General features: G+C 72.5%; 12 protein-coding genes. 6 read left to right on the top strand and 6 right to left on the bottom strand.

The features are described from left to right. Positions 1 to 12 precede the first annotated feature (12 nt). The gene (locus tag O2W15_RS09305; protein WP_269163251.1) at positions 13 to 177 is read right to left on the bottom strand and encodes a hypothetical protein; all 165 of its coding nucleotides are present in this window, start codon (positions 175 to 177) and stop codon (positions 13 to 15) included. A gap of 349 nt (positions 178 to 526) precedes the next feature. Here O2W15_RS09305 and O2W15_RS09310 point away from each other — a divergent pair, with 349 nt between their 5' ends. Next, on the top strand, positions 527 to 1,798 hold the full coding sequence (locus O2W15_RS09310; protein ID WP_269179194.1) for an aldose epimerase family protein: 1,272 nt from the start codon (positions 527 to 529) through the stop codon (positions 1,796 to 1,798). Between the two features lie 48 nt (positions 1,799 to 1,846). Here the strand turns inward: O2W15_RS09310 and paaE are convergent, their stop codons facing one another. The 5 genes from paaE to paaA form a co-directional block, all read right to left on the bottom strand. Further along, positions 1,847 to 2,923: a 1,2-phenylacetyl-CoA epoxidase subunit PaaE gene (gene paaE, locus O2W15_RS09315; RefSeq protein WP_269179195.1), complete on the bottom strand. Its 1,077-nt coding sequence runs from the start codon at positions 2,921 to 2,923 to the stop codon at positions 1,847 to 1,849. Continuing rightward, on the bottom strand, positions 2,923 to 3,474 hold the full coding sequence (gene paaD / locus O2W15_RS09320; RefSeq protein ID WP_269179196.1) for a 1,2-phenylacetyl-CoA epoxidase subunit PaaD: 552 nt from the start codon (positions 3,472 to 3,474) through the stop codon (positions 2,923 to 2,925). The genes paaE and paaD overlap by 1 nt, the downstream gene beginning before the upstream one ends. Then, entirely contained in the window at positions 3,471 to 4,382 is a 912-nt protein-coding gene (gene paaC / locus O2W15_RS09325) for a 1,2-phenylacetyl-CoA epoxidase subunit PaaC (RefSeq protein WP_269179197.1), read from the bottom strand. The genes paaD and paaC overlap by 4 nt, the downstream gene beginning before the upstream one ends. A 121-nt stretch (positions 4,383 to 4,503) precedes the next feature. Then, positions 4,504 to 4,896 (bottom strand): 1,2-phenylacetyl-CoA epoxidase subunit PaaB, encoded by a 393-nt coding sequence (gene paaB, locus O2W15_RS09330; protein ID WP_442928872.1) that lies wholly within the window; start codon positions 4,894 to 4,896, stop codon positions 4,504 to 4,506. Next, the gene (gene paaA, locus O2W15_RS09335; protein WP_269179198.1) at positions 4,896 to 5,861 is read right to left on the bottom strand and encodes a 1,2-phenylacetyl-CoA epoxidase subunit PaaA; all 966 of its coding nucleotides are present in this window, start codon (positions 5,859 to 5,861) and stop codon (positions 4,896 to 4,898) included. Before paaA ends, paaB begins: the two co-directional genes overlap by 1 nt. Before the next feature lie 221 nt (positions 5,862 to 6,082). Here paaA and paaK point away from each other — a divergent pair, with 221 nt between their 5' ends. The 5 genes from paaK (at position 6,083) to O2W15_RS09360 (ending at position 13,976) form a co-directional block, all read left to right on the top strand. Continuing rightward, positions 6,083 to 7,435, top strand: a complete 1,353-nt coding sequence (gene paaK, locus O2W15_RS09340; protein ID WP_269179199.1) for a phenylacetate--CoA ligase PaaK — start codon at positions 6,083 to 6,085, stop codon at positions 7,433 to 7,435. Next, complete coding sequence (locus O2W15_RS09345) at positions 7,435 to 8,073, top strand: TetR/AcrR family transcriptional regulator (protein ID WP_269179200.1); 639 nt, start codon at positions 7,435 to 7,437, stop codon at positions 8,071 to 8,073. The genes paaK and O2W15_RS09345 overlap by 1 nt, the downstream gene beginning before the upstream one ends. Continuing rightward, complete coding sequence (gene paaZ, locus O2W15_RS09350; protein WP_269179201.1) at positions 8,070 to 10,118, top strand: phenylacetic acid degradation bifunctional protein PaaZ; 2,049 nt, start codon at positions 8,070 to 8,072, stop codon at positions 10,116 to 10,118. The genes O2W15_RS09345 and paaZ overlap by 4 nt, the downstream gene beginning before the upstream one ends. A 260-nt stretch (positions 10,119 to 10,378) precedes the next feature. Then, positions 10,379 to 13,183 carry a phenylacetaldehyde dehydrogenase StyD gene (gene styD / locus O2W15_RS09355; RefSeq protein ID WP_269179202.1) on the top strand — a complete coding sequence of 935 codons (2,805 nt, stop codon included), beginning with the start codon at positions 10,379 to 10,381 and terminating at the stop codon, positions 13,181 to 13,183. Between the two features lie 160 nt (positions 13,184 to 13,343). Then, positions 13,344 to 13,976, top strand: coding sequence for a TetR family transcriptional regulator (locus tag O2W15_RS09360; protein WP_269179203.1), 633 nt, complete (start codon positions 13,344 to 13,346; stop codon positions 13,974 to 13,976). The last annotated feature ends 337 nt before the right edge of the window (positions 13,977 to 14,313 follow it).

The raw sequence follows: 14,313 nt of genomic DNA on the forward strand, positions 1-14,313 counted from the left end.
CGCAGCGCCGGGTCACCAAGGGCCCTCCCCGCCGCCGAAGTACACGGTGACGAACAGCCAGCCGAAGACGACCAGCAGTGCGACGAACTCCAGGGCGTACAGCTGCCAGCCGCCGTTGGCGATCTGCTGGCGCAGTCCAGGCTCGTCCGAGTGACCGGAGTCGGGGGTGTCGGCCATGGGTCTCTCCTCCCAGGACGGGAGCCCCACCGCGGCGCACTCGTGGACCGAGGGCCACGCCGGGCCGCCGGAGGGGCTCGGGTCCCCGGGCTCGGCTCGCCCGGGTCGACCACCTCCATGCCCAGCCCGGGCGCGATCCAGACGTGGAAGCCGACTCCGGGTGGTCCCGGGCCAGGCGCGCAGCCCCAGGCGTCCCATTGACACCATTCCGCTGACCTCCCTACGGTCGGGCGCGTTCCACCGGACTGACCGAGGGCACGACCCCGTCCGCCGTTCCTGGTGCTGCGGGGCACGGCCCCCGCCACCGCGCGATGACGCCGGTGGACCACCACGGACACCGGAGTCCCGCATGCCTGGACGCGCCACCCTGCCCTCCTCCCGTCAGCCGGCCGCCGCGGCGACCCGACGGCACCGACGGCGTCACTGGCCCCTGGTGGCCACCCTCAGCACCGGCCTCCTCGTCGGCAGCGCGGCCGCACCGGCCGCCGCGGGCGAGGGGCACCACGGGCGCGGCGGCGGCTCCGACCGCGGCAACGCGAGCACGACCGTCGAGCCCTTCGGCACCGCGCCCGACGGCACCCCGGTCGAGCGCTGGACGCTGAGCAACGGCGACATGACGGTCCGGGTGCTCACCTACGGCGGTGTCATCCAGACCCTGGAGGTGCCCGACGAGAACGGGGACGTGGAGAACGTCGTCCTGGGCTTCCCCGACGTGGCCGGCTACGCCTCGGACGCCGACCCGTACTTCGGCTCGCTCATCGGCCGCTACGGCAACCGCATCGCCGGCGGCACCTTCGACATCGAGGACGAGACCTACCAGCTGCCGCTCAACGACGGCCCGAACACCCTGCACGGCGGGCCCGACGGGTTCGACGACCGGGTGTGGACGGCGACCCCCGTCGGCAACGACCGCGTGGCGGCGCTGCGGCTGGAGCTGGTCAGCCCGGCCGGGGACCAGGGCTTCCCCGGCACCCTCACCACCGCGGTCACCTACGCCATGGACGCGAACAACCGGCTGGCCGTCCGCTACGAGGCCACCACCGACGCACCGACCGTCGTGAACCTCACCCAGCACACCTACTGGAACCTCGGCGGCGAGGGGTCCGGCACCATCTACGACCACGAGCTGAAGATCGACGCCGACGCCTACACCCCGGTCGACGAGACGCTCATCCCCACCGGGGAGATCGCGCCGGTCGAGGGCACGCCGTTCGACTTCCGTGAGCCCACCGCGATCGGGGAGCGCATCCGGGTGGCCGACCAGCAGATCCTGTACGGCCAGGGCTACGACCACAACTGGGTGCTCGACCGCGAGGACAACGGCGCGCGCGAGGGCTCGGACAGCGAGGACGCCCTGGAGAAGGCCGCCGTGCTGCACGACCCGGACAGCGGCCGGACCCTGACGATCGCCACCACCGAGCCGGGCCTGCAGTTCTACTCGGGCAACTTCCTCGACGGCACGATCGTGGGCACGGGCGGGAGCGTCTACCGGCAGGGTGACGGGCTGGCGCTGGAGACCCAGCACTTCCCGGACTCCCCGAACCAGCCCGAGTTCCCCTCGACCGAGCTGCTGCCGGGCGAGGAGTACCAGAGCACCACGGTGTTCATGCTGGACAACTGACGGTCTGGCCGGCTGCGGGTGGGGGCTCCCCACTCGCAGCCGGCGACCTCAGGCGTCGTAGTCGACGGTGACCTCGTCGGTCTGCGGCAGCGACTGGCAGGTCAGCACGTACCCGGCGTCCACCTCGCCGGGGTCCAGCGCGTAGTTGCGGCGCATCTCCACCTCGCCGTCCGTCACCCGGGCCCGGCAGGTGCCGCACACCCCGCCCTTGCAGGCGAACGGCAGGTCGCCGCGCACCTGCTGCGCCGAGTCGAGCACCGGCACCCCGCGCGGCAGGGTCAGCGTCGTGGTGCGGCCGTCCAGCACGATCGTCACCGAGCTGCTCGGGCCCTCGACGGTCTGGTCGTCGCCGCGGACCGGCTCCGGCGGCAGATCGTCGACGTAGAACAGCTCCTGGTGCACCCGCTCGGTCGGCACGCGCAGTTCGGTGAGCAGCTCGCGGGCGTCGGTGACCATCCCGTGCGGGCCGCACAGCCACCAGTGGTCGACCTGCGGCGCGTCGGTGAAGGCGTCGACCAGGGTGCGCAGCCGGTCGCCGTCCAGCCGGCCACTGGTCAGCTCGGCGTCCCGCGGCTCGCGAGAGAGCACGTGCACCAGCTGCAGCCGGGTGCCGTAGCGGTCCTTCAGGTCGGCGAGCTCGTCGGCGAACATCACCGTGTTGGTGCGCCGGTTGCCGTAGAAGACGGTCACCGTCGACTCGCCGTCCCGCAGCACGGTGGCGGCCAGCGAGAGCACCGGCGTGACCCCGGACCCGGCGACGACGAAGACGTGATCGCCGGGCACCGACAGGTCGGCGGTGAAGGTGCCCGACGGGGGGAGCACCTCGATCTCGTCGCCCGGCCGCACCTCGTTGACCAGGTAGGCGGAGAAGAAGCCGCCGGGCACCTCACGGACCCCGACCCGCGGCGCGGCACCGACCGGCGCGCAGATGGAGTAGGAGCGCCGCTCGTCCCGGTCGCCGTCCACCCGCCGCAGGGTCAGCGCCTGGCCGGGGCGGAACGAGTAGTCCTCGGCCAGCTCGGCCGGGACGTCGAAGGTCACCGCCACGGCGTCGTCGGTGAGCCGCTCGACCTGGGCGACCTTCAGCGGGTGGAACTGCGGACGCCGGCGGGCGGGGGCCGTCATCAGATCTCCTTGAGGTGCTCGAAGGGCTCCAGGCAGACCCGGCAGCGGCGCATCGCCTTGCACGCGGTCCCGCTGAACTCGCTGATCTCCTCGGTGTCGGCCGACCCGCACTGCGGGCAGGTCGCCGTCCGCCGGGACGGGCCGAGCTGCAGCGGCACCGGGCCCGTGTGGCGTACCGGCGCGTCGCCAGGGGGTGCGATGCCGCCGGCGGCCAGCTTGCGACGGCCCGCCGGGCTGATCCAGTCGGTGCTCCAGGCGGGGGAGAGGACGGTCCGGACGTCGACGTCGGCGAACCCGGCCCGGTGCAGCGCGTGCACCAGGTCCGCGCGCATGACGCCCATCGCCGGGCAGCCGGAGTAGGTGGGGGTGATCTCCACGACCACCGTGCCGTCCTCGTCCCGGACGTCGCGCAGCACCCCGAGGTCGGCCAGCGTCAGCATCGGCAGCTCGGGGTCGGTGACCGTCTCCGCCACCGCCCGCGCGTCCGGCCGGGCAGTCGTGTCGGTGGTCCCACCAAAATGGCCATTTTGGTGGGTGGCGGGGCCGGTCACCAGGTCGCGGCCGGGTGTTCGCGGGCGGTGGCCTGCAGCTCGGTCAGCAGCGTGGTGAAGTCCGCGCTGTGCTCACCGGCGCGGCCGCGGCTGGGCTGCGGGGTGGGCCACTCGGGCACGGTGAGGGTCGCCCGCTCCAGCACGAGGGTCAGCACGTCGCGCACCTCGTCGGTGAGCTCCGCCGGGTCGACGGCCACCCCGGCGGCGGTCAGCCGGGTCTCGACGTCGGTGGCGGTGAACAGGTCGGCGAGCAGCGGCCAGACGGCGTCGACGCCGGCCTGGGTGCGGCGGTGTGACTCCGGCGTCCCGTCGCCGAGCCGGAGCACCCAGCGGGCGGCGTGGTCGCGGTGGTAGGTCAGCTCGGGGACGCCCTTGGCGGCGATCGCCGCGAGCACCGGATCCCGGGACTCGCGCAGCCGGGCGAACAGTGCCAGCCGCCAGGCGGAGGCGGCCAGCAGTCGGACGACGGTCTGCCCGAAGTCGCCGTTGGGGGCCTCGACCAGCCCGGAGTGGCGGAACTCGTCGGGGTCGCGGAAGTAGGCGAGTGCGTCCTCGTCGGGGATGCTCGCCGTCGCCCGCTCGCGGCTGCGGCCGAGCACGCCGACCGACCCCGCCCGGGCCAGCAGCAGCCGGGCCTGGCCGAGGAGGTCCAGCCCGCAGTTGGCCAGCGCGACCTCTTCTTCGAGCTCGGGGGCGTTGGTCACCCACTGGGTGAGCCGCTGGCAGAGCACCAGCGCGTCGTCGCCGAGCATCAGGCAGTAGGCGCCCAGGTCAGCCGGGTCGATGCCCTCGGGCACGGTGGTGTCGACCCCGGCCAGCGGCTCGTCGAAGCCGGTGCCGAAGGCCCACTGCCCCTCGCCCCCGTGCGCATGGTCCAACGCCTCGTACACGGTCTCTTCGTGTGCCAACGAGGTGCTCCCTTCCCGTCGAGGCCAGCCCGCCGCATCCGGAACGGATGCGCCGTCGTGCGGCCCCCTCGCAGGGGCCCGCTCGCCGAGGAACGAGGCGAGTGGGGGGCGAGGGGGTCCTTCACATGTGGGGGACGTTGTCCGGGATCTCGTAGAACGTCGGGTGCCGGTAGACCTTGTCGCCGCTGGGGGCGAACAGCGGGTCCTTCTCGTCCGGGCTGGAGGCGGTGATGTCGCCGGCCTGGACCACCCAGATGCTCACGCCCTCGTTGCGCCGGGTGTAGAGGTCGCGGGCGGCGTGCACGGCCATCTCGTCGTCGGGGGCGTGCAGCGAGCCGACGTGCACGTGGTTCAGCCCGCGCTTGCCGCGGACGAACACCTCGTACAGCGGCCAGTCGCGCTTGCTCACCGCCGGCTGGTCGGCCACCGGCACGCCCGGCCCGGTGGGGACGGCGCCGTGCCCACCCTCGGCGGTGACGTCGCCCATCGGCCCGCCGGCGTCCTGTTCGCTCATCAGGCGCTCACGGCCGCGTGCTTGTCGGCGTAGGCGGTCGCTGCCTCGGTGACCCACGCGTTGTCGTCGCGGGCGGCCCGGCGGCGGGCGATCCGCTCGTCGTTGCACGGGCCGTTGCCGGCCAGCACCTGCTTGAACTCCGACCAGTCGATGGCGCCGAAGCGGTAGCGGCCGGTCTCGGGGTCCAGCGCGAGCTCGGGGTCGGGCAGGGTCACGCCGAGCACCTCGGCCTGCGGCACGGTCATGTCGACGAAGCGCTGGCGCAGCTCGTCGTTGCTGTGCCGCTTGACGCCCCAGGCCATCGACTGGGCCGAGTTGGGGCTGTCGTCGTCCGGCGGGCCGAACATCATCAGCGACGGCCACCACCAGCGGTCGACGGAGTCCTGCACCATCGCCCGCTGGGCGTCGGTGCCGCGCATCATCGTCATCAGCAGCTCGTAGCCCTGCCGCTGGTGGAAGGACTCCTCCTTGCAGACCCGGATCATCGCCCGGGCGTAGGGCCCGTAGGAGCTGCGGCACAGCGGTACCTGGTTGCAGATCGCCGCGCCGTCGACGAGCCAGCCGATGACGCCGACGTCGGCGTAGGTGAGCGTGGGGTAGTTGAAGATCGAGCTGTACTTCTGCTTGCGCTCGATCAGCTTGTCGGTGAGGTCGGCCCGGTCGGCGCCCAGGGTCTCGGCGGCCGAGTAGAGGTACAGCCCGTGGCCGGCCTCGTCCTGCACCTTGGCCAGCAGAATCGCCTTGCGCCGCAGGCTGGGCGCGGCGAGCAGCCAGTCGCCCTCGGGCTGCATGCCGATGATCTCCGAGTGGGCGTGCTGGGCGATCTGCCGGATCAGGCCCTTGCGGTAGCCCTCGGGCATCCAGTCGCGCGGCTCGATGCGGTGGTCGGCGGCGATCGTGGCGTCGAACTGCTCCTGCAGCACGGCCTCGTCCGGAGCTGGGCGGTCGAGCGTGGGTGCAGACATGTCGTCCCCTCGTCGGGCGATCATTTACTGACCATGCGGTCGGTATTGAGTGTCCACCATCGCGCGGCGAGGCACAACCCGTCCCGGCCGGGCGGCGCGGCGCGGGTTGACAGCCGTCCCGGTGAGGAGTTGGTTACTGACCACCTGGACGGTATTTGGGTGCCGCGTGCGCCCGGCCGGCCGGCCGGCAACGACGCTCGGCGACCGCGGAGGAACAGCGCATGACGACAGCGACCGGCACCACGGGCACGGACGAGAGCGCCCGCCGGCTGGGCTCGGCGCCCGACCCGGAGCTGCTCGACCCGGCCGAGCGGATGGGCGTCGACGAGCTGCGCGCCCTGCAGCTGGAGCGTCTGCAGTGGACCCTGCGGCACGTCTACGCGAACGTCGCGCACTACCGGACGGCGTTCGACGCCGCCGGCGTGCACCCCGACGACTGCCGCGAGCTGGCCGACCTGGCGCGCTTCCCGACCACCGGCAAGGCCGACCTGCGGGAGAACTACCCGTTCGGGATGTTCGCCGTCCCACAGGAGGAGGTCCGCCGGGTGCACGCCTCCTCGGGCACCACCGGGCGGCCGACCGTCGTCGGCTACACCGAGGACGACATCGACACCTGGGCCACCGTCATGGCCCGCTCCATCCGCGCGGCCGGCGGCCGGGCCGGGGACAAGCTGCACAACGCCTACGGCTACGGGCTGTTCACCGGCGGGCTGGGCGCGCACTACGGCGCGGAGAAGCTGGGCTGCACGGTCATCCCGGTCTCCGGTGGCATGACCCCGCGCCAGGTGCAGCTGATCCAGGACTTCCAGCCGCGGGTGATCATGGTGACGCCGTCCTACCTGCTCACGATCATCGACGAGTTCGAGAAGCAGGGCCTCGACCCGCGTGCCTGCTCGCTGGAGATCGGCATCTTCGGCGCCGAGCCGTGGACCGAGGAGATGCGCCGGGAGATGGAGGAGCGCCTGGACATCGAGGCGATCGACATCTACGGACTGTCGGAGGTGATGGGCCCCGGCATCGCGCAGGAGTGCGTCGAGACCAAGGACGGCCTGCACATCTGGGAGGACCACTTCTACCCGGAGGTCATCGACCCGGACACTGGCGAGGTGCTGCCCGAGGGCGAGCAGGGCGAGCTGGTGTTCACCTCGCTGACCAAGCAGGCGATGCCGGTCATCCGCTACCGCACCCGTGACCTGACCCGGCTGCTGCCGGGCACCGCCCGGCCGGGCATGCGCCGGATGGAGAAGGTGACCGGCCGGACCGACGACATGATCATCCTGCGCGGGGTCAACGTCTTCCCGACCCAGATCGAGGAGGTCGTTCTCCGGACCCCGGGGCTGTCCCCGCACTTCTCCCTCGAGCTGACCAGCCGCGGCCGGATGGACCACCTGACCGTGCACGTCGAGGCCCGGCCGGACTGCCCGGCCGACCGTCGTGCGGTCGCGGCGCAGGAGGTCGGCACGGCCGTGAAGGACACCATCGGGATCACCGTCGAGGTGTCGGTCGTCGACCCGGAGACGTTGGCCCGCTCGGTGGGCAAGCTGCAGCGGCTCACCGACCGCCGGGAGCGCTGATGACCGCCACCTCGCCGGCGATCCCGGCGCGGCGGGGGAGGCCCGGGCACTCGCTGGACTCGCTGCTGGACACCGCGGTGGCCGTGTTCATCGAGCGCGGGTACGAGGCGACGAGCATGGACGAGCTGGCGGCCCGGCTCGGCGTCACCAAGTCGGCGATCTACCACCACGTGCCGAGCAAGGTCGAGCTGCTGCGGCTGGCCCTGGACCGGGCGCTGAACGCGCTCTTCGCCGTCCTGGACGAGCCGGGAGCGCTCACCGGCCCGGCCATCGACCGGCTGGAGCACGTCGTCCGCGGGTCGGTGCGCGTGCTGACCACCCACCTGCCGTTCGTCACCCTGCTGCTCCGGGTGCGCGGCAACTCCGCCGTCGAGTCGGAGGCGCTGGGCCGACGCCGCGAGTTCGACCGGATCGTCACCGACCTGGTCCGCGCGGCCGAGGAGGAGGGCGACGTGCGGCCCGACGTCGACCCCGCGGTCACCAGCCGGCTGCTGTTCGGCACCGTCAACTCCCTCACCGAGTGGTATCGCCCCGGTCGCGGCCTGGACGCCGAGGCGCTGGCCGACGCGCTGGTCACGACCACCTTCAGCGGCCTGCGCACCGCAGCCGCACCCGTCCCCCCGGAGGCACTCCGATGACCGCACCGATGCTGCCCAGCTACGTCGCCGGCCGCTGGTACACCGCCCCCGACGAGGGGACGCCGATCGCCGACGCCGTCACCGGCGAGACCGTCGTCCGGGTGTCCAGCACCGGGCTGGACGTGCCGGCGATGCTCGACCACGCCCGCTCGGTCGGCGGCCCGGCGCTGCGTGAGCTGACCTTCCACCAGCGCGCGGCGCTGCTCAAGCAGCTGGGCCAGCGGCTGATGGCGGAGAAGGACGCGTTCTACGCGCTCTCCCGGCGCACCGGGTGCACCGACCGGGACACCGCCGTGGACGTCGACGGCGGCTTCGGCACCCTGCTCTCCTATGCCAGCAAGGCGCGTCGGGAGCTGCCCGACGACACCGTGGTGCTCGACGGCGCCCCGGAGCCGCTGGGCCGGGGTGGCACCTTCCTCGGCCAGCACCTGTACACGCCGCTGCGCGGAGTGGCGGTGCAGGTCAACGCCTTCAACTTCCCGGTCTGGGGCTTCCTGGAGAAGTTCGCCCCCGCCTTCATCGCCGGCGTGCCGACCGTGGTGAAGCCGGGCAGCCAGACCGCCTACCTGACCGAGGCCGTCGTCCGCTCGATCATCGACAGCGGCCTGCTGCCGGAGGGCAGCGTGCAGCTGCTGGCCGGCAGCGCGGCTGGGGTGCTGGACGGCCTCGCCGGTCAGGACCTGGTGTTCTTCACCGGCTCGGCGTCCACCGCCCGCAAGCTGCGCAGCCACCCCGCGGTGGTGGCGAACTCGGTGCGGTTCAACGCCGAGGCCGACTCGCTCAACTGCGCGGTGCTCGGCCCCGACGCCACCCCGGACACCCCCGAGTTCGGCCTGTTCGTCGACCAGCTGGTCACCGAGATGACGGTGAAGGCCGGGCAGAAGTGCACCGCGATCCGGCGGGCGCTGGTGCCGCGCGAGCTGGCCGACGACGTCGTGGAGGCGACCCGGGCGAAGCTCGCCGAGGTCGTCGTCGGTGCTCCGGGCGCCGAGGGCGTGACCATGGGCGCGCTGGCCAGCCTGGACCAGCGGCAGGAGGTGCTCCGGGCGGTGAAGGCGCTGCGCGGGGTGGCCGACCTGGTCGCCGGCGACCCGGACGACTTCTCCGTGGTCGGCGCCGACCGGGACCGGGGCGCCTTCCTGCCGCCGATGTTGTTGCGTTGCGACGACCTCTCCGCCGGGGAGCCGCACGACGTGGAGGCGTTCGGGCCGGTCAGCACGGTGCTGCCCTACGACGGCGTGGCGCACGCGGTCGAGCTCGCTGCGCGCGGGCAGGGCAGCCTGGTGGGCTCGATCGTCACCCACGACCCGGCGGTCGCCCGGGAGTTCGTGCTCGGTGCCGCGCACGCGCACGGCCGGGTGCTGGTGCTGGACCGGGACGACGCCGGGGAGAACACCGGCCACGGCTCCCCGCTGCCGGTGCTGGTGCACGGTGGCCCCGGGCGGGCCGGCGGCGGCGAGGAGCTCGGCGGGATCCGCGGGGTGCTGCACCACATGCAGCGCACCGCCGTGCAGGGCTCACCGGACATGCTGACCACGATCGGTCGCCGGTGGGTGACCGGCGCCGCGCGCACCGACGACGGCGTGCACCCGTTCCGCAAGTCGCTGGCCGAGCTGCGGATCGGGGACTCGGTCACCGCCGGACCGCGGGCGGTCACCCTCGCCGACATCGAGCACTTCGCCGAGTTCACCGGCGACACCTTCTACGCCCACATGGACGAGGCGGCCGCCGCGGCCAACCCGCTGTTCGGCGGGCGGGTCGCGCACGGCTACCTGATCGTCTCCTGGGCCGCGGGGCTGTTCGTCGACCCGGACCCGGGCCCGGTGCTGGCCAACTACGGGGTCGACAACCTGCGCCTCCTCACCCCGGTGAAGCCCGGCGCGGAGCTGACGGTCACGCTCACCTGCAAGCAGATCACCCCGCGTGGCGATGCCGACCATGGCGAGGTCCGTTGGGACGCCGTCATCGTCGACGGTGAGGGGCAGCCGGTGGCCACCTACGACGTGCTCACCATGGTCGCGAAGACCTGGCCGCCGACGAACTGAGCGCTGTCGCTGTCCGCAGGGCCACCTCCTGGGTGCCCGCGGACCGCGCGCTGTCGACCCGGGCCGGCCGGGCGTTGGGCAGGCACCTGGCGACGGTGGTCGCGCAGCCGAGCCAGCGGTTGCGGCCGGTGCTGCGCACGGGGTGGCCACAGAGATGACGCCGAGGCGCGCCGTTGACGAGCCGTTAAAAGTCTGTACTCTGCGTTCAGAGAGATGGTGGTCTCCGCCACATGGAGGCTCGCTCGGTGACAGGAGGCGTCATGTCGACCAGCAGCGTGTGGGAAGCCCGGGCGCTGCGCGCCCGACGTGCGGCGGTGATCGGGCCGTACTCGCCCATGTTCTACGACGAGCCGCTTCACGTCGTGTCCGGCCACGACGTGTGGCTGACCGGGTCTGACGGCGTCGAGTACCTCGACGCCTACAACAACGTCCCGCACGTCGGGCACTGCAACCCCGAGGTGGTCCGCGCCATCTCGGAGCAGGCGGCCACGTTGAACGTGCACACCCGCTACCTGCACGAGCCGGTCGTCGAGTACGCGGAGATGCTCCTGGCGACGTTCGCAGCGCACCTGGACAAGGTCTTCCTCACCAACAGCGGCTCGGAGGCCAACGAGCTGGCCCTCCGCATCGCGCGGCAGCACACCAGCGCGACAGGTGTCCTGGTCACCGACTTCAGCTATCACGGGAACACGACAGCGCTGGCGGAGCTGACCACCGGCCTGCCCGTCAAGGAGCCGTTGGGATCGCACGTCCGTGCGCTGCACATCCCGGATGTGCTGTCCGACTCCCGTCCCGCGAGCGTCGTCCTCGCCGAGGCCATCGAGGAGGCGGCGGCGGCGATCGCGTCACTGCAGGCGGCCGGCCACGGCCTGTCCGCGCTGCTGTTCGACCCGCTCTTCTCCACCGAGGGGCTGCTCCAGCCGCCGGCCGGCTACGTCGAGGGTCTGGTGGCGCTCGTCCACGAGGCCGGCGGGCTGGTCATCGCCGACGAGGTGCAGTCGGGCCTGGGCCGTTCCGGGTCGCACTTCTGGGGGCACGACCTCCACGGCATCCGTCCCGACCTGGTGACGATGGGCAAGCCGCTCGGCAACGGGCACCCCCTGGGCGGGGTCGTGACCACGACAGCGCTCCTCGAGGAGTTCGGCGGCGCGAACCTCTACTTCAACACCTTCGCCGGCAACCCGGTGTCCGCGGCGGCCGGGATCGCCGTGCTCCGAGAGACGGCGACGCGGGAGCTGCAGAGCCGCGCCGCCGAGCTCGGCCGGCACGCCCGGGAGGTGCTGGACAAGCTGGCGGCCGAGCGGCCGAGTGTCCATGCGGTGCGTGGGAGTGGTCTCTTCTTCGGCCTGGAGTTCGAGGACGACGAAGGCGGGATCGGCGCCGCGCGTGCCAAGTGGGTCGTGGAGGACATGCTCCGCAGGGGCGTGCTCATCAGCAAGATCGGTCCGCGCGAGAACGTGCTCAAGATCCGGCCGCCCATGGTCTTCGAGCACGAGCACATGGACCTGCTGGTCGACCGCCTCACCGCGAGCCTCGACGAGCTCGAGCACGTCGAGGCGCACGGAGGGCTCGTGTCCAGGGCCGGGACGCCCGACGCGGTCCGATCGGACGCCGGAACGCCCGACGTCGGGGTGAGCACCGGCCTGTTCATCGACGGTCGCTGGCGCTCGGGCTCCCGCACCTTCGACGTCCTCAACCCCGCGGACGGCAGCCTGCTGACCCGGGTCGCGGCGGCCGACGAGTCGGACGTGGACGACGCCGTGCGGTCCGCCCGCCGGGCGTTCGAGGGCGAGTGGGGGCAGGCCACCGGCACCGCCCGGGCTGCCGTGCTGCACCGGATCGCCGACCTGATCGAACGGGACGCGGAGAAGCTGGCGCGCCTGGAGGCCATCGACATCGGCAAGCCGGTGGGCCAGCCGGCGATGCTCGACATCCCGAACGCCGCAGCCACCTTCCGCCACTTCGCCGGATGGGCCGACAAGATCACCGGCAGCACGATCCCGACCGATGGCTACTTCGGCCGCCCCACGCACTCGTACACCGTCCGCGAGCCGATCGGCGTCGTCGCAGCGATCATCCCGTGGAACACGCCGCTGATGATCGCTGCGTGGAAGCTCGCACCGGCGTTGGCCGCCGGCAATGCGGTCGTCGTCAAGCCCGCAGAGGACGCGCCGTTGTCGATCCTCCACCTGGCCGAGCTGATCCAGGAGGCCGGCATGCCGGCGGGCGTCGTCAACGTGGTCGCGGGTCTGGGGGAGGAGGCCGGCGCGGCCCTGGTCCGCCACCCCGACGTCGACAAGATCAGCTTCACCGGGTCCCCGGAGGTGGGGCGGCAGATCGGCAGGGTCGCTGCGGAGTCCTTCAAGCGCGTCACCCTGGAGCTCGGCGGGAAGAGCCCGCAGATCGTGCTGGCGGACGCCGACGTCGAGGCGGCGGTCCAGGGCATCGCCATGGGGTTGTTCTTCAACCAGGGCGAGGTCTGCGCCGCGGGCACCCGGGTGCTGGTGCACCGGTCGTTGTACGACCAGGTCGTCGAGGCGCTTGCCGGTGCTGCGAACGGCCAGGTGGTCGGTGATCCCTTCGACCCGCAGACCACGATGGGTGCGCTCATCAGCCAGGAGCACCTGGACCGCGTCCTGTCCTACGTGGACCGGGCGAAGGAGGAAGGCGCTCGGCTCGTCGCCGGTGGCGGCAGGGCGCGGGGTGCGGGCTACTTCGTCGAGCCCACCGTCTTCGCCGACGTCACCCGTGAGTCCACGATCGCCCGTGAGGAGGTCTTCGGCCCGGTCGGTGCGGTCATGCCCTTCGACGACGTCGAGGAGGCCATCGAGATCGCGAACGAGACGGAGTACGGCCTCGCGGCGACCATCTGGACCGGTGACGTGACGCTGGCCCACACGCTGGCGCACAAGGTGCGAGCTGGAGCCGTCTGGGTGAACGGGTGGGCCGCCATCGACCCCGCGCTGCCCTGGGGTGGCGTCAAGACCAGCGGCATCGGCCGGGAGCTGGGCTGGAGCAGCATCCTGGCCAACACGGAGGAGAAGGTCGTCACGATCGTCCTCTAGGCACCCGTCGTGCCCGGGGTCGCCACCGTGTGCGCGGTGGCGGCCCCGGGTTCGTACGATGAGCGGGTCCCGGCGACGCCCGGACCCGGTTCGTCCTCCGTCGCCCGTGGCGCGCGGCGACCCGGCGCCCGTTGCCCGCACCACCGAGGGAGCCGACCGGATGACGGACCCGCAGGCGACCCGTCCAGCGGACGCTCCCCGCTCGCTGCGGGAGCGCAACCGTCTCCGCACCCGACGGGAACTGCTGGACGCGGCCTTGAAGGTGTTCGCCGCGAAGGGATTCGCGGGGGCCGCTGTCGAAGCCATCGCCAGCGAGGCCGGTGCCTCCAAGGTGACCCTCTACGCCTACTTCCCGGCAGGGCGCGACGACCTCTTCCGCGAGCTCTACGAGGAGATCAACGAGGAGCTGATCGAGCTCGCGAAGGCCGAGCACGCGGCAGCCTCCGGGCTGGTCGACCGGGTGGTCGCGCTCGCCAGGCCGCTGCTCGAGATCGGCGCCCGGCCACTGATCGGTCAGTTCTACGCCAACAGCGACCCCACGGTGGAGGCTGCGCTCGTGCCGGTCCGCGGGCACGCTTCCCGCATCTACGTCGAGCTCCTCGCCGAGGACATCTCCGAGGCGCGCACCGCCGGCGCCGTGGACACCGCGGTGGAGCCGGAGACCATGGCCGTGCTGCTGGTGGGCGCGATGCGCGCGGGCCTGGCCGCGGTCGCCACCGACCCCACGGGGAGCCAGCGTCTCCTCGCGGGCATCGCCGCACTGACGACGGGCCTCCTGCGCCGAGCCGAGTGACCTGACGCCTCCTGCGCTGAGCGTCGGCAGGCCGCGGTGTCCCACCTGCTGCGATCCTGGGCCGCCGTCCCGATCCGGCTGAGCCTCGGCGTCGGTCGGGTGCCCCGTGCATCCAGGCGGACGTGGTGCGACAGATCTGCAGCGGTCACCGGTGACCGGCCGGGCCGGAGCCCGCCCCGAGGGCTGCGCTCGGGAGCTGGGCAGGTTCACCAGGTGCTCGATCGGTGCGCTGACGCTGCCCAGCCGGGGGGATCCCCTGCCCGCAGACGTCGCTGATTGTTAAATCGCCATGTCTCCATGTGAACGCGTAGTCCAAAGTATTGACGGGCCGTTCATG

The organism is Modestobacter sp. VKM Ac-2979, from assembly GCF_026967995.1.
Taxonomy (GTDB): domain Bacteria; phylum Actinomycetota; class Actinomycetes; order Mycobacteriales; family Geodermatophilaceae; genus Modestobacter.